The organism is Shewanella sairae, assembly GCF_023283535.1.
Lineage (GTDB): Bacteria > Pseudomonadota > Gammaproteobacteria > Enterobacterales > Shewanellaceae > Shewanella > Shewanella sairae.
On the sequence record NZ_JAKILT010000004.1, the window covers coordinates 78273 to 92837 of the forward strand.

General features: G+C 43.5%; 15 protein-coding genes and 1 other annotated feature. Of the genes, 12 read left to right on the forward strand and 3 right to left on the reverse strand.

From position 1 onward, the window contains the following. The first annotated feature begins 125 nt into the window (after positions 1-125). From rpsP to L2748_RS02675, 10 genes are all read left to right on the forward strand, one after another. On the forward strand, positions 126-377 hold the full coding sequence (gene rpsP / locus L2748_RS02630; protein ID WP_012154307.1) for a 30S ribosomal protein S16: 252 nt from the start codon (positions 126-128) through the stop codon (positions 375-377). A gap of 20 nt (positions 378-397) precedes the next feature. Beyond that, the gene (gene rimM, locus L2748_RS02635; RefSeq protein WP_220764433.1) at positions 398-928 is read left to right on the forward strand and encodes a ribosome maturation factor RimM; all 531 of its coding nucleotides are present in this window, start codon (positions 398-400) and stop codon (positions 926-928) included. Between the two features lie 15 nt (positions 929-943). Further along, positions 944-1690, forward strand: a complete 747-nt coding sequence (gene trmD / locus L2748_RS02640) for a tRNA (guanosine(37)-N1)-methyltransferase TrmD (protein WP_220779627.1) — start codon at positions 944-946, stop codon at positions 1688-1690. Between the two features lie 36 nt (positions 1691-1726). Beyond that, entirely contained in the window at positions 1727-2080 is a 354-nt protein-coding gene (gene rplS / locus L2748_RS02645) for a 50S ribosomal protein L19 (protein WP_012276214.1), read from the forward strand. A gap of 307 nt (positions 2081-2387) precedes the next feature. After that, positions 2388-3479 carry a 3-deoxy-7-phosphoheptulonate synthase gene (locus L2748_RS02650; RefSeq protein ID WP_220779629.1) on the forward strand — a complete coding sequence of 364 codons (1092 nt, stop codon included), beginning with the start codon at positions 2388-2390 and terminating at the stop codon, positions 3477-3479. A 14-nt stretch (positions 3480-3493) separates the two neighbouring features. Further along, positions 3494-4633: a bifunctional chorismate mutase/prephenate dehydrogenase gene (gene tyrA / locus L2748_RS02655; protein ID WP_220779637.1), complete on the forward strand. Its 1140-nt coding sequence runs from the start codon at positions 3494-3496 to the stop codon at positions 4631-4633. A 400-nt stretch (positions 4634-5033) separates the two neighbouring features. Then, positions 5034-6698, forward strand: coding sequence for a hydroxylamine reductase (gene hcp / locus L2748_RS02660; RefSeq protein WP_220779639.1), 1665 nt, complete (start codon positions 5034-5036; stop codon positions 6696-6698). 105 nt (positions 6699-6803) lie between these two features. After that, positions 6804-7928 (forward strand): FAD-binding oxidoreductase, encoded by a 1125-nt coding sequence (locus L2748_RS02665; protein WP_220779641.1) that lies wholly within the window; start codon positions 6804-6806, stop codon positions 7926-7928. A 164-nt stretch (positions 7929-8092) separates the two neighbouring features. Further along, complete coding sequence (locus L2748_RS02670) at positions 8093-8431, forward strand: hypothetical protein (protein WP_220779642.1); 339 nt, start codon at positions 8093-8095, stop codon at positions 8429-8431. Between the two features lie 35 nt (positions 8432-8466). After that, the gene (locus L2748_RS02675) at positions 8467-9753 is read left to right on the forward strand and encodes a cation:proton antiporter (protein WP_220779644.1); all 1287 of its coding nucleotides are present in this window, start codon (positions 8467-8469) and stop codon (positions 9751-9753) included. 29 nt (positions 9754-9782) lie between these two features. Here the strand turns inward: L2748_RS02675 and pheA are convergent, their stop codons facing one another. Together pheA and hpf are read right to left on the reverse strand one after the other, a co-directional pair. Next, the gene (gene pheA / locus L2748_RS02680; protein WP_220779646.1) at positions 9783-11756 is read right to left on the reverse strand and encodes a prephenate dehydratase; all 1974 of its coding nucleotides are present in this window, start codon (positions 11754-11756) and stop codon (positions 9783-9785) included. 68 nt (positions 11757-11824) lie between these two features. Next, positions 11825-11943 (reverse strand) — a sequence feature (Phe leader region). Positions 11944-12064: 121 nt separating this feature from the next. Further along, entirely contained in the window at positions 12065-12427 is a 363-nt protein-coding gene (gene hpf / locus L2748_RS02685) for a ribosome hibernation-promoting factor, HPF/YfiA family (RefSeq protein ID WP_220779648.1), read from the reverse strand. Positions 12428-12736: 309 nt separating this feature from the next. Between hpf and L2748_RS02690 the strand changes: the two genes are divergently transcribed. Further along, complete coding sequence (locus tag L2748_RS02690) at positions 12737-13429, forward strand: cytochrome b/b6 domain-containing protein (protein WP_220779650.1); 693 nt, start codon at positions 12737-12739, stop codon at positions 13427-13429. Between the two features lie 71 nt (positions 13430-13500). Here L2748_RS02690 and L2748_RS02695 read toward each other — a convergent pair whose 3' ends face one another. Continuing rightward, positions 13501-13944, reverse strand: a complete 444-nt coding sequence (locus L2748_RS02695) for a c-type cytochrome (protein ID WP_373317180.1) — start codon at positions 13942-13944, stop codon at positions 13501-13503. 246 nt (positions 13945-14190) lie between these two features. On the opposite strand from L2748_RS02695, the gene trpR reads away from it, so the two are divergent. After that, positions 14191-14466 carry a trp operon repressor gene (gene trpR, locus L2748_RS02700; RefSeq protein ID WP_220779654.1) on the forward strand — a complete coding sequence of 92 codons (276 nt, stop codon included), beginning with the start codon at positions 14191-14193 and terminating at the stop codon, positions 14464-14466. Positions 14467-14565 lie beyond the last annotated feature (99 nt).

Consider the following 14565-nt stretch of genomic DNA (forward strand, 5'->3'; position numbering starts at 1 on the left):
CGGTTGCATTCGTCGGTCAGTCAGGTAAAATCTGCCGGCTTTCTATCTGGGGCTCTCCGCGAACACGGAGTTTCAGTTTTTATTTTTGCTTGATAAAAAGCAAATCATTAGAGGATACCAAACGCATGGTTACCATTCGTTTAGCTCGTGGCGGCGCAAAAAAGCGTCCATTTTATAACATCGTTGTAGCTGACAGCCGTAACGCCCGTGACGGTCGTTTCATCGAGCGCGTTGGCTTTTTTAACCCTGTAGCTCGTGGCCAAGAAGAAGCTCTACGCTTAGATCTTGACCGTGTTGAGCATTGGGTTGCTAACGGTGCTGCTACTACTGATCGTGTAGCAAAACTGATCAAAGACGCTCGTAAAGCTGCTGCTTAATAGCGTTAAGGTATAGATTGATGAGTAGTAAACAAGAACCCGTCATCCTTGGCAAAATCGGTTCAAGTTATGGCATTAAAGGTTGGTTGAAGATCACTACCTATACCGACTCTGTTGAAGGTATCTTTGACTATTCACCTTGGCTTATTAAAGAACAAGGCGAATGGCGCGAGGTTAAGGTCGCCCAGTGGCGTTTCCAAGGTAAAGCCGTAGTTGCTTGTCTTGAAGGCGTATCAACACGGGATGAGGCGCAAGCGCTTACTAATTGTGAGATTGCTGTGCCTGCGGATCAGATGCAAGACTTACCAGAAGATGAATTCTACTGGCGAGATCTTATCGGCTGTGAAGTTACCAATACCAAAGGCTATAACATGGGTACAGTGCAGGAGATCGTGGAAACAGGATCAAATGACGTACTTTTAGTTAAAGCAAATGCGAAAGATGGCTTTGGCAAAGCGGAACGTATGATTCCCTTTGTTACTGACCAGTTCATCCAAAAGGTGGACTTGGCAGCAAAACAGATTTTAGTGGATTGGGATCCGGACTTTTAAGTCGAGGTAGAACATATGTGGTTAGGGGTAGTAACCCTGTTTCCCGAGATGTTTCGTGCCGTAACAGACTTTGGTGTAACGGGTCGTGCAGTTAGTAAAGGGTTACTAGAGTTGCAAACGTGGAATCCTCGTGATTTCACCCATGATAAACATAAAACTGTGGATGACCGCCCTTATGGTGGTGGCCCAGGAATGTTAATGATGGTGCAGCCTTTACGTGATGCCATCCATGCAGCTAAGGCTGCAGCCGGAAAAGATGCAAAGGTGATTTACCTGTCTCCTCAAGGCCGTAAGCTGACACAGCAAGGCGTTGAAGAGTTAGCACAATCATCCAGTTTGGTTTTAGTGTGTGGTCGATACGAAGGTGTTGATGAGCGCATTATTCAAACTGAAGTGGACGAAGAGTGGTCAATAGGAGATTACGTGCTTTCGGGCGGTGAACTTCCAGCGATGACTCTGATTGATTCAGTTTCAAGATTGGTTCCTGGCGTGCTAGGAAAGCAAGCTTCTGCAGAGCAAGATTCTTTCTCTGACGGATTACTGGATTGTCCCCACTATACGCGTCCTGAAAGTTTGGATGGACTGGATGTTCCAGCCGTATTACTAAGTGGCAACCACGAACATATTAGACGCTGGCGTTTACAGCAAAGCCTAGGTAGGACTTTGTTGAGACGACCAGAATTACTTGAAAATCTAGCTCTGACTGGCGAACAAGAGAAGCTTTTAGCTGAATTTGTTGACAGCATCAAACAAGATGATTAGTCGAAGCGCAGTTATTACTAGTATGGAGTTTATTTAATGAATAACATCATCAAAATGCTCAACGAAGAGCAAATGAAAACCGACGTACCACAATTTGGTGCCGGTGATACAGTAGTTGTTAAAGTACGTGTTGTAGAAGGCGGTAAAGAGCGTCTACAGGCGTTTGAAGGCGTTGTAATCGCGAAGCGTAACCGCGGCGTTCACTCTGCATTCACAGTACGTAAAATCTCTAATGGTGAAGGTGTTGAGCGTGCGTTCCAGACTCACAGCCCAATCATCTCTAGCATCGAAGTTAAGCGTCGCGGCCGTGTTCGTCGTGCTAAGCTTTACTACCTACGTGATCGTTCAGGCAAGTCTGCACGTATCCGTGAGAAGCTTGCTACTAAGTAATTTAGTACTCGCTAAAAAAAAGATGCAGTGTTCGCACGAGAAACCGCCTATATGGCGGTTTTTTGTTGCCTAAATTTTAGTAACCCGTCCTCCACTTCCCTTACCGCCAAATTTTTTCATTATTTAAAATCAGTGCTTGATCTCAACAGCACGAATAGGCATAGTGTTCTCAAGGTGTAATGGTGTACCGTTACAGTATTACTTGTGGTTTATTTGATAACAATCACAAGAACAGCAATTGAGACGTTTTTCAGTGAAATAGAAACTGGCAGCGAAATACAGTAAGCGATAAATACAGGTGATAAACATGCAACAAGACACAATCAACAATGTTCATATTAGTTCCGAGCAAGTGCTGGTAACTCCGGAAGAACTAAAACGCGATCTGCCTTTGTCTAAGCATGCTTATCAATACGTACTTAATGCCCGCAAAACGGTTGCAGACATAGTGCATAAACGTGATAACCGAGTATTGGTGATTTCAGGTCCTTGTTCTATCCATGATATTGATGCAGCTAAAGAGTACGCGCTTAAGCTTAAAAAACTGCATGAGGAATTAGGTGATGAGTTCTTTGTACTGATGCGGGTTTACTTTGAAAAGCCGCGCACTACTGTTGGCTGGAAGGGCATGATTAATGACCCTGATATGGATGAATCCTTTGATGTGGATAAAGGCCTAAGAAAAGCCCGTGAGTTGATGATTTGGCTAGCAGAGCTTGAGCTGCCTGTTGCAACAGAAGCATTAGATCCTATTAGCCCACAGTACATGTCAGAGCTTATCACTTGGTCTGCAATAGGTGCGCGTACCACTGAGTCGCAAACTCACCGTGAGATGGCGTCAGGCCTTTCGATGCCAGTAGGCTTTAAAAACGGCACCGACGGTAAGTTAGGTGTCGCCATTAATGCACTTGAGTCTGCAGCAAGTAGTCATCGTTTTATGGGGATCAACCAAAAAGGCCAGGTTGCGCTATTACAAACGGCAGGTAATCCTGATGGGCATGTGATTCTACGTGGCGGTAAAGCGCCAAACTATGATGCCGCGAGTGTGGCAGAGTGTGAGCAGCAGCTGCATGCTGCTAACTTAAGCGCACGCTTAATTGTTGATTGCAGCCATGGCAATTCGTCAAAAGATCACAACAAACAAAAGCCTGTCTGTGAAGACGTATTTAACCAAATCGCTTTGGGTAATAAATCGATTATTGGTGTTATGCTTGAAAGTCACTTAAATGCGGGTAAGCAAAGCAGTGACATACCTATGAGTCAACTGGCTTACGGTGTATCGGTAACAGATGCGTGTATCGACTGGCAAACCACGGAAACCTTGTTGCGCGATGGTGCTAGCTTATTAGCCCCAATATTACCGACTCGATTTGATATGCTCAAAGTAGCAAATGGCTGATGGAAGAAAGATTGATGAATGAGAAGACGACAGCAGAGCTTGAAAACCTAAGAGGCTTAATTGATGGTGTTGATCAGCAGCTTCTACACTTACTTAGAAAGCGTCTCGATTTAGTCGCCCAAGTTGGCGCGGTAAAACATGGTACAGGTTTACCGATTTATGCACCGCAGCGTGAAGCTAATATGCTCGCTAAACGCCGCGCTGAAGCCAAAGCCATGAATGTTGAGCCGCAACTGATTGAAGATATCCTGCGCCGCTTGATGCGTGAGTCTTACCTCAACGAGAAAGATGTTGGCTTTAAGCAAGTAAAACAAGATTTAGGCCATGTAGTAATTGTAGGCGGTGAAGGCAAGCTTGGCGGCTTGTTCTCGCAAATGCTGACTTTGTCTGGTTACCAAGTAAAAAGCTTAGATAAAGATGACTGGGTCAATAGCGAAAGCATTTTTGATGGTGCGGGCCTAGTGATAGTCACCGTGCCAATCAATATTACCTGTGAATTGATTGCTGACAAGCTAACCAATTTGCCTAAAGACTGTATTCTTGCAGATCTCACATCGATTAAAGGCGCGCCGGTAGAGGCAATGCTTGCTGCACACTCAGGCCCTGTTCTTGGGTTACACCCAATGTTTGGTCCGGATGTTGGTAGCCTTGCTAAACAAGTTGTGGTGGTGTGCCATGGCCGCGATAGTGATGCGTACCAATGGCTGATTGAACAGATTGAAATTTGGGGCGCACGTATAGTTGAGGCTGAGGCGAGTAAGCATGATAAAGCCATGCAGTTAGTGCAGGCGATGCGGCACTTCTCCTCTTTTGTTTACGGTCTTAACCTATACAAAGAAGAAGCGGATATCGAGTCATTACTGCAGTTTAGCTCGCCAATTTACCGCTTAGAGCTGGCGATGGTAGGGCGTCTGTTTGCTCAAAGCCCAGAGTTATATGCCGACATTATTTTTGCTCAAGAAGAAAGTTTAGTAGCGATTGGTGACTATTTAGATAACTACTCCCAAGCATTATCTATTCTAAAGTCCGGTAATCGTGATGCCTTTGTTGAGCAGTTTGCTGAAGTGTCGCGTTGGTTTGGTGACTTTGCGCGACAGTTCCAACGAGAGAGCCGGGCGATGTTGCAATCAGTTAACGATATGAAAACCGGCTAACGCAAAGTGTTAAGTTTAAGACTGGTGATTAGCATCGGCTTTTAGCAAAAATGAATATATTTTATAGAAGGCGCTTAGGCGCCTTTTTTGTGTTTTGCTATTGAATTCAGGCTGCAGTTGATAATGCTTATCAGTACTCCTTAAATTCCTCCCTGACGGAGTATTTTTAGTCACTCCTCTTTTTAGCCCCTTATATGAATAACCTTAATTATTGAAAATAAACGTTTTAACTCGCGGTCACATTAGGGCTTTCAGTCTTTATTAGTGAAAACTAAAAGTGATCTCTTTCATAGTTTCAGCCTTTAATCATAGAAAGTCCTTTTGCAAATTTTCAAGAAGCGTAGACTAACTTTAAAACATGCAAATTAAATGCATGATTAAAATTATAGGAGTTAGTGTCGTGTTTTGTATTCAATGTGAGCAAACAATTAGAACACCTGCGGGTAATGGCTGTAGCTACACGCAAGGTATGTGCGGTAAGTCTTCAGATACTTCAGACTTACAAGATCTTCTTATTTATATCTTACAAGGCGTGTCGTCATACGCAGCCCTTGCTCGTGAAGTAGGTATTGTTGATCATGAGATTGATACCTTCGTGCCTAAAGCATTCTTTGCGACACTAACCAATGTGAATTTTGATGATGAGCGTATTATCGCTTACACCACTCAAGCTGAAACCTTCCGTAATCGCTTAAAAGCGGCTTATGAAGCTAAGTGCAGCGAGCTCAATATCCAAGCTAAACCAATGAATGCGCCAATGCAGTTGGTACTTGGTGCTAGCAAGCCTGAAATGCTATCTCAAGCGCTACAAGCTGTGCCTAATCGCGGTAAAGACGAAGTTCATGAAGATATCATGGGTTTACGTTTACTTTGCTTATACGGTCTTAAAGGCGCTGCAGCCTATATGGAGCATGCTCGTGTTTTAGAACAAACTAGCGATGAAGTGGCTGGTGAGTTCCACCAGATCATGGCGTTTCTTGGTGAAGACTCTGTTGATGCTGATAAGCTATTTAATACTGCAATGCAGATTGGTCAGCTTAACTACCGCGTAATGGCAATGCTAGATGAAGGTGAAACTCACGCCTTTGGTCATCCAGAGCCAACTCAAGTGAATACTAAGTCTGTTAAAGGTAAGGCGATTTTAGTGTCGGGCCACGACATGAAAGATCTCGAGCTTATTCTTGAGCAAACCCAAGGTAAGGGCATCAACGTCTTCACTCACGGTGAGATGCTGCCTGCACTGGCTTACCCTGAACTTAAAAAGTACCCACACTTAGTGGGTAACTACGGCAGTGCATGGCAGAATCAGCAAAAAGAATTTGCGACATTCCCTGGCGCAGTTGTTATGACGTCTAACTGTATCATCGACCCAAATGTGGGTGATTATTCTGACCGTATCTTCACTCGTAGTATCGTGGGTTGGCCTGGTGTGACTCACATCATTGGTGACGATTTCAGCGAAGTAATTGCTAAAGCTGAGTCTTTAGAAGGCTTCATCTATGATGAGATCCCCCATCTAATCACCATAGGTTTTGCTCGTAACGCGCTAATGGCAGCGGCTCCTACCGTAATTGAAAATGTGAAGAGTGGTACAATCAAGCATTTCTTCTTGGTAGGCGGTTGTGACGGTGATAAGCAAGAGCGTGGTTATTTCACTGATATCGCGACTCAAGCACCGGCTGACTCAGTTATTCTAACCCTAGGTTGTGGTAAGTATAAGTTCAACAAGCTTGAGTTTGGTGACATTAATGGTATTCCACGTCTATTGGATATTGGTCAGTGCAACGATGCTTACTCGGCTATTCAGCTTGCGATTGCGCTTTCTGAAGCATTCGAGTGTGACATCAATGAACTGCCGCTTACTTTAGTCCTTTCTTGGTTTGAGCAAAAAGCGATTGTTGTACTGCTAACGCTATTGTCTCTGGGTGTGAAAAACATCATGACAGGTCCAACAGCGCCAGCATTCTTAACGCCGAATCTAGCTAAAGTGCTAGAAGAGAAGTTTGGTCTGCGTAACACCACCACAGTTGAAGCTGATTTAAACCGTGTGCTTAACGTCGCGTAGCGTTAACTAATTGGGTGAAAATTAAGTCAAGAATGGTCACCAGAGTGTGACCATTTTTTTAGTTTTAAAGTTTATTCGCTTTAATGTGTGATAGGTAGGTGTCGTATGAATGTAGCAATTAATAGTCAAGTTTCTAAGCCAGATCCATTTTCTGCCCAGCAGTGGCAATCGGGTGAGCATCAGCTAGTTTGTGTTGAAAAGTGGAATGAAACTCATGACGTGATGAGCTTTCGCTTTCAAGGAACACAGCCGGTTAAGTTTCATTTTAAACCGGGGCAGTTCTTGACACTGCTGCTTGAAATTAACGGCGAGAAAATTGGCCGCAGTTATACCATTAGCTCATCACCTTCACGCCCTTATTCGATTGTATTAACTGTAAAGCGAATTGCTGGCGGCAAGGTGTCTAACTACCTGGCTGATCACCTTGAAGTCGGGCATGTTGTGCGCGCTTTAGGCCCAGATGGCGCATTTAACTTGGTGGATATTACTGCGCAGAAATATTTATTTTTGAGCGCGGGCTGCGGCATTACGCCTATGTATTCGATGTCGCGTTGGTTAACTGATACCGAAATGGGGCCAGATATCAGCTTTTTACACAATGCAAAGTCCAATAAAGATTTGATTTTTGAATCCGCTATAGCGCAGATGACTGAGCGTAGTGGTGATTTTAAGCTTAACTATATTTTAGAGGAGCTTGGCATATTCGCTAATGTTGGCATTAGCGCTAAGTTTACCGACAAACAAGCAGGGCGTTTAAATGCTGAAAACCTTGCGCGTTTAGTGCCAGATTTTAAAACCCGTACTGTATTTGTCTGCGGTCCAGAGCCTTATATGAACGCTGTTAAGGCATTACTTGAGTCATTAGACTTTGATATGAGCAAGTTTCACCAAGAGAGCTTTGGTAGCTTTAAAGGCGATAGTGCAGAACTCAATGCAGCTCAAGTGCAGACTCAAAATAATAGTGCAGAAACGAATGGCTTTATGCTGAGTGTTGCTGACAGAAATCGCCCCTTATCTGCTGAGCAAACACTGCTGGACGGCATTGAAGCTGAAGGCTTGCCGATTATTGCCGCTTGTCGCTCTGGGGTGTGCGGCGCGTGTAAGTGCAAAGTAGTGGAGGGAGAAGTCGAGTCATCAAGCCAAATGGCGTTGACAGCGGATGAAATAGCGCAAGGATACGTACTTGCTTGCTCAACTAAATTAAAGTCAGATGTAACCTTAGAACTTTGAGAGCTAAAAGTCGTTTGTTGAGCTTTATAACCGACGTAAATCTGAAATAAATCAGCGGTGAAAGTTGCGTAACTCAGTTTGAGAAAGTAAGGTTAATGACAGGCCTTGATGGAATAGCGCCTGTCTCTTATCGTCTTAGATAATATATCTCTATGGAGTGGCGTATGGCATCAACCTTACATTCTCAACCGCTAGCACTAGAAGACAAGAGTCTTGCGCACCTCTTATATGGCTTAATGGCCTGTTTTCCGCTTTTTCTTGTTCCAGCAGCACTTAGCCTGCTTATCAACTTTTATCAGCCACAACATCACCCCGATAGTGCTCTTGCCGTGCATTTACGCTGGCAGCGCTGGTCCCTTGTTGGCATGTTCACTATTATGCTTATAGGTTATCTTGTTAGCAGCCAATGGCTCAGTACTACGCTTTATGTTGCTGCTGCAGTATGGTTTATTGGGCGTGTATTTAAAGGTTGGCTTAGTCTTATTGAAGGTCGAAACATCTAACTCCCCTTACTATTACATCTGACTGAGAATCGCCTGTGACGAGTTACGAAATCCTCTGCCTGCTATCTGCGCTTTCTTTAGTGATCTCATTGATCTCCTCTCGCTTACACCGTTGGCAGCAAACCATCACCATTACGGCATTAGCTTTAGGCTTGAGCTTAGTGATTTTAATTGCCGGTAAAATCTTTGGTGTGGAGCTCTATTCGACTTTGGTGACCGATCTCGAGCAGCTTGATTTTAAAGCCTTACTGCTTAATGGCATGTTAGGTTTCTTATTATTTGCTGGCGCGCTGCAGATAAAATTGAATGTACTCAAACAACAGCGTTGGGAGATCTTTGTGTTGGCTTTTGTAGGCACCTTGATCTCGACATTGATTATCGGTGGTTTGTTATATCTGTTGTCAGGTTTATTAGAGCTGCAGCTTAAATTTAGCTATTGCCTGCTGTTTGGCGCGTTGATTTCACCAACCGATCCAATTGCAGTGCTCGCGATTATTAAACAGCTTGGCGCACCGGAAGATATTGCTATTCAGGTGGAAGGCGAGTCTTTATTTAATGATGGTATTGGTTTGGTTATTTTTGTTGCCATTTCACAAGTGGCATTTTCGACAGAGCCGCTAACTGTGGCTGGGGTCAGTGGTTTATTTATTCGTGAAGCACTTGGTGGGCTGCTTTATGGCGGCATTTTAGCTGCAATTCTGCATGGTATGCTGCATTTTTCTGAAGAGCGAACTCAGTACTTATTGATGACACTACTTGTGCCTAGTGCAGGCTACGTTGGCGCAGATATGCTTGGTGTGTCAGGGCCTTTGGCTATGGTGGCATCGGGGATAATTATTGGCAATGTCAGTGTGCCTAGATTACTCAAAGAGAGTGAGTGGGAGCATCTTGATAGTTTTTGGCTGTTAATTGAGTCGTTCTTTAATTCATTATTGTTTTTGCTACTTGGCTTGTTGCTGCTGCTGATCCATTTTGATGCAGAATTATGGTGGTTTATGGTACTGGCTGTGCCGATAGTCCTTATTGGGCGCACGATCAGTATCTACCTGCCCTATATTGGGTTTCGGCGTTTTAGGCGCTATAACTCATACGCAGAGAAGATTTTAGTATGGGGTGGGCTGCGCGGCGGTTTAGCACTGGCTATGGCAATGAGTTTGCCTACTGGGGTGGTGATTATTAGCGGCAGTAATATTGATTTACGTGAGTTACTGATGGTGATGACATACGCGGTGGTGGTGTTCTCGATTCTGGTTCAAGGCACTACGATTCCGAGTTTAATAGATAAAAGTAACGCTGAGCACGAAGCCCAGCGTAACGCCTAATTCAGCGTAAACCTTAAGTTCGAGTTGAGTTAGTGGTACAAGTTACCTAATACTGCTTTAATTAGCATCGAAGAGTCACCTTGAGTTGCAGGCTCAATGGCACTTAAGTTCATCATTACGCCATCACCTTTAAGCTGTTTAATCGCTTTAGCAAACGTTGGCAGTTGTTCTGCATCAATGGCATAACTCGGATTAACGATAACCGGTAAGTGGCTCAGTGCTTTAATCTCTACCAGTGCCGCTAAGTCTAATGACGGTCTACCAGAATTATTTAAGGTTGTTACCCCTGACTCACACAAAATGAGTTGCTGGTTGCCTTGGCTGAGGATCTCTTCTGCCGCATTTAATAAGTCATCCACACTGGCCATGGCATTGCGCTCTAAAATTACGGGCACAAGCAGGCTACCAAGTTGATTGAGTATCGCTTGGTTATACATCAAATTGCCAGCGAGCATCACCACATCTGCAAACTGTATAGCCATGCTTAAGTCGGTTTCGTGTTCAATAGCGAGAATGCAGATCAGGTTAAATTGGCTTAGGGCATGCTTAAACTTCTCGATTGAACTAATCAGATCACTTTGTTGGCTAAGCCCTTGGATCACAACCGCTTGGAACCCTGACTCTTTTAACTCTTTTGCCATCTGTTCAAATTGTTGCAAGTCAATGGGCAGCTGCACTTGAGCAACTGCGCCTAAGCTGCCATTCCCTAGCGTTAATTGGCCACAAATGACTTGGGTTAATTCATTCTTGTACTGTTTGCTAAAGCGCTGCTGCTTTTGGTCAATAGCAACAGGAGCGGTAGTTGATTTAGACGTATTTGGCTCAATCATTAATTGGCTATTGCTAAGCTGAGTCGGTTTTACCGTTTCACAGGGGTAGCATCCCAGTACTTTGATAAAGCGAGTCGTGCGCTCAAGCTCTTTTAATGCCGCCTGCATTGGCTCGCTGGAAAGGTTTGCGTCGATATCAAGGTAGAACATTTCTTCCCAAGGCGTGCCTGGAATTGGGCGTGACTCAAGTTTGCTCATGTTTAGGTTGCGAGCTTTAAGGACTAATAAGGCTTCAACCAATGCGCCAGGCTTTTGGCCTGTAGCCATAATCAGGGTGCACTTTGCCGGTAATTGTGACGGTACTTCAACTGCTTTTCTCGCTACCACAATAAAACGGCTCTGATTGACTTTTTGGTTGGCAAGACCCGTTTCAACCGCTTCCAATTGATACAATGCACCGCCTTCTGCACTGCCGATTGCAGCGACACTATTATCATTGGCATTGCAGACCATTTCCATTGCCTCAGCGCTGCTTGAGCAATACTCCAATTTAAATTCGCTGTGTTGGCTCAGGTAGCGACTGCATTGACTTATTGGTTGCGGGTGGGCGTAAACGGTTTTGATATCGTTAATGGAGCTGCCACTATTTGCTAATAAGCAATGGCCTACTTCAATAGTTGTTTCACCGACAATAGCAAGACTGGTGTGCTGCAGAACATCGTAAACTTCATTGATTGAGCCTGATGAGGTATTTTCAATTGGTAAGAATCCATAATCCGCATGTCCAGACTCTACAGCTTCCACAATTTCATCAAAACTTTGGCAGCCTAAGTCTTGCATTTCCACTTGGCGTCTATCGCAGTAGCGGCTTGCTGCTAGATATGAATAAGAACCACGGGCTCCGAGATAAGCAATGCAATATTGTTGCTGTTGGGTTTCAGGGTTGGCACGACCATGCAAATAGGCTTGCTGATTGAGCACAGAGTCTTCAATAATGCTTTGATACAGTGAAATCACGTAGTGGGCATCTAGCCCTTGTTCCCGCCCTTGCTTGACGAGTCTTGAAAGCAGTTCTTTTTCACGGATAGTATCGCGGATAGGTCTAACATCGACCTCTTTGCTGCGTGCTACATCTAGGCTAAGTTCTCTTCGTCTTGCGAGTAGCGCTAATAAGTCATTGTCGAGACTAGTGATCTGTTCACGAGTGTGATCTAAAGGTTGTGGTTTGTTCATCTTGGCCTCTGTATCTTTTAATGCGCACTGAGTTTTTGAAGTTAAAAATTAGAACTTGCCTTTGCTGACATAAAAAAGCCTCCCATGTGGGAGGCTTTGGAATTTTCACTTTCGTTTTTACACCGAAATTCCGCCTCCAGAAGTAGGGGGTATAAAAAAGAAAGTAAAAAATGCAGTGTGGATTTTGTTCATGCAATTAAAACTAAAGGTGGGGCGCTTGAGTGTCAATCAAAACTTGTTGTTATTGAGTTTTTTGCATTAAAAAGCGCACCCGAGGGTGCGCTTTGCGTGTAAATTTAACAATGATATCAAGCTGCGTATTCCTCCTCTAAGTTGTCATCAAAGTCGTCATCAATGGCATCATCTTCTACTTTAAGCGCTGCGTGACGTTGACTTTCTGGTTTATGAGTCAGGCGATTTAGCTGTTTCTCCAGCTTTTGTCCCATTGCATTAATTGCTGCGTAAAGGTCGTCGTGTTTCGCCTGGGCAAATAACTTGGCACTTGGGATGCCGACAGAAGCTTCAATTTTAAACCCTTGCTTCTCCTGTTCAATAATAACGTGCGGATTAATTAGCTGCACATCGTGTCTTGCTAACTTACCTAGTCTGGTTTCAATACGTTCGCGGATAGATTCAGTAACTTCAAAGTGCTTGCTAGTAATCTTTATCATATTTCGAACCTTTTGTTGTTTCCTTGAATTCAGACTACCAATCTCAGAATCAAAAGTCGTGATCTAAATCACGTTTCGTTGGCTCTTTTAAACTGTTCGCTTTTTATTTGATCACTTAGACAAATATAGACAATAACTGGGCAAATTTCCTTGTAAACCCTGAAAAATTGGCTCATATTGGATTAGATAAGTTGACTCTACTTTAGCCTTTTTCGCAAAAATCCCAGTGTAAATAACTCGATAGCCCTCAGGTAATTCCCGCTCTATAATGTCGCCACCAGATGAATTATTTTTCAAGAGTGCCGTAACATGGAACAAAATCTAGTCAAAGTTAAAGTGTGGGATATTCCAACTCGCGTTTTCCATTGGGGTATGTTGTGCTTGCTCGCAGGATTATGGTGGACCGCCGATGCGGGTGAAATGGAATGGCATCAGATTTTAGCCTACGGTTTGATGGTACTGATTGGTGTCAGACTGATTTGGGGATTTATTGGCAGTGATACTGCAAAGTTTAGCCACTTTGTTCGTTCGCCAAAAACGGTTTTGAACTACCTTGGCAAAACAAAGCGCGAAGGGATTTCAACATCGCTTGGTCATAACCCTGTTGGTGGCTATATGGTTGTGACTTTAATTACCCTTGTGTGTGTGCAACTAGGCACGGGATTATTCGCCACTGATGAGATTTTTACTGAAGGCCCACTTTATGGATTAGTCAGCTCTGATACCGCAAGTTGGCTTACATGGTTACATAAAAAGAATTTTGATTTGATTTTAATCTTAGCGGCAGTGCACGTATTAGCGGTTGGGGTGCATATGATTAAAGGCGATAAAATTCTTGGGGCTATGTTTAGCGGTTATAAGAAATTACCTGAGTCAAAGGCTGCGGCTGTAAACACTGATGAACTTGCCTTTGCCTCTGTAATTAAAGCGGTTGTTATTGCGGCTGTGATTGGTGCTCTTGTTGTGAATTACTTAATGTTACCTGTGATTGATATGCTTTAAGTAAGGTATAGCATTTATAATTTAAAAAGCCTGTTTAATTAAACAGGCTTTTTTTGTGGCAGAAAGACTAATTAGTCTTTCTTATATACGTCGTGACAGCCTTTACAGCTTTTACCTGTATTGCCAAAAGCTTTTTTTAGTTCTCTTTTATCGCCTTTAGCTGCAACTTGCGCAAGAACCGCCGCATTTTCTTGGAAGGTTTTCATCTTCGCGTCAAAATCAGCTTTGTCTGTCCAAATTTTAGCAAGTGCTTCCGTATCGCCTTTATCAGAACCTGCGATGAAGCCTTCTAGTGGCAGCTTAGATAGCGCTGCTACATTGTCAGCACGCATAGCAAATACTTCAGCGTTAAATTCTTTCTTACCTTTTAACATGGCGCCCATGTCACCAAAGTTATAGGCAATCATGCTAAAAGCAGATTGACGGTAATGCACTGCATCTTCTGCTTCTTTAAAGTTATTTGCGTAAACACTGGTTGCGAACGTTGCTGTTGCTGCTAGTGCGATAAGGCTCATCTTTGCAATTTTATTCATGGTTATTTCTCACGTTTTTATTGTGTTATGTGATCCGTTCTGCCGCCATTGTATATAGTTTTATCCTATGTGCACCAATCGTTTTTCATAATAGTTACTCTTAGTTACAAATGAGTGATATTTAGCAAATCCTAACCATTTAGCAAAAGTGTATTGGTTCGCTATTTTTGCTACAATCGCTGTGTAATGACGCACTAGTACGTGATTAACTTGAGGTGAGGATAATTTATGCGCGCAGAGTGGGATTCAGTATTAGAGAAGGTGTTAATGCAACCTGATCAGCAAAGCTTAATCGTGTTATTTGAGCTATTACTGACGGAAGAAGAGCGCAGCGCCGTTGCAGGTAGGTTGAAAGTATTTCAAATGTTACTGCAAGGCGAGATGAGTCAGCGTCAAATTGCGCAGGAATTTGAGATTAGTATTGCAACCATTACTCGCTGTTCCAATTACCTTAAGCATATGCCAGTTGAGCAGCGGAACTCTATAAAGCACTTAATCATGTAGCTAGTGCTCAACTATCAATTTATTTGAATTAAACACGCAATTTTATGTGTTATGTAGCCTATCAAAGTAGCAATCTTAATCATATGCCCAAGAGGATGA

Bases quoted from the DNA above. Each gene is read 5' to 3' on its own strand.
- rpsP (WP_012154307.1), top strand. From the start codon at position 126: ATGGTTACCATTCGTTTAGCTCGTGGCGGCGCAAAAAAGCGTCCATTT.
- rimM (WP_220764433.1), top strand. From the start codon at position 398: ATGAGTAGTAAACAAGAACCCGTCATCCTTGGCAAAATCGGTTCAAGT.
- trmD (WP_220779627.1), top strand. From the start codon at position 944: ATGTGGTTAGGGGTAGTAACCCTGTTTCCCGAGATGTTTCGTGCCGTA.
- rplS (WP_012276214.1), top strand. From the start codon at position 1,727: ATGAATAACATCATCAAAATGCTCAACGAAGAGCAAATGAAAACCGAC.
- L2748_RS02650 (WP_220779629.1), top strand. From the start codon at position 2,388: ATGCAACAAGACACAATCAACAATGTTCATATTAGTTCCGAGCAAGTG.
- tyrA (WP_220779637.1), top strand. From the start codon at position 3,494: ATGAATGAGAAGACGACAGCAGAGCTTGAAAACCTAAGAGGCTTAATT.
- L2748_RS02665 (WP_220779641.1), top strand. From the start codon at position 6,804: ATGAATGTAGCAATTAATAGTCAAGTTTCTAAGCCAGATCCATTTTCT.
- L2748_RS02670 (WP_220779642.1), top strand. From the start codon at position 8,093: ATGGCATCAACCTTACATTCTCAACCGCTAGCACTAGAAGACAAGAGT.
- pheA (WP_220779646.1), bottom strand. From the start codon at position 11,756: ATGAACAAACCACAACCTTTAGATCACACTCGTGAACAGATCACTAGT.
- hpf (WP_220779648.1), bottom strand. From the start codon at position 12,427: ATGATAAAGATTACTAGCAAGCACTTTGAAGTTACTGAATCTATCCGC.
- L2748_RS02690 (WP_220779650.1), top strand. From the start codon at position 12,737: ATGGAACAAAATCTAGTCAAAGTTAAAGTGTGGGATATTCCAACTCGC.
- L2748_RS02695 (WP_373317180.1), bottom strand. From the start codon at position 13,944: ATGAGCCTTATCGCACTAGCAGCAACAGCAACGTTCGCAACCAGTGTT.
- trpR (WP_220779654.1), top strand. From the start codon at position 14,191: ATGCGCGCAGAGTGGGATTCAGTATTAGAGAAGGTGTTAATGCAACCT.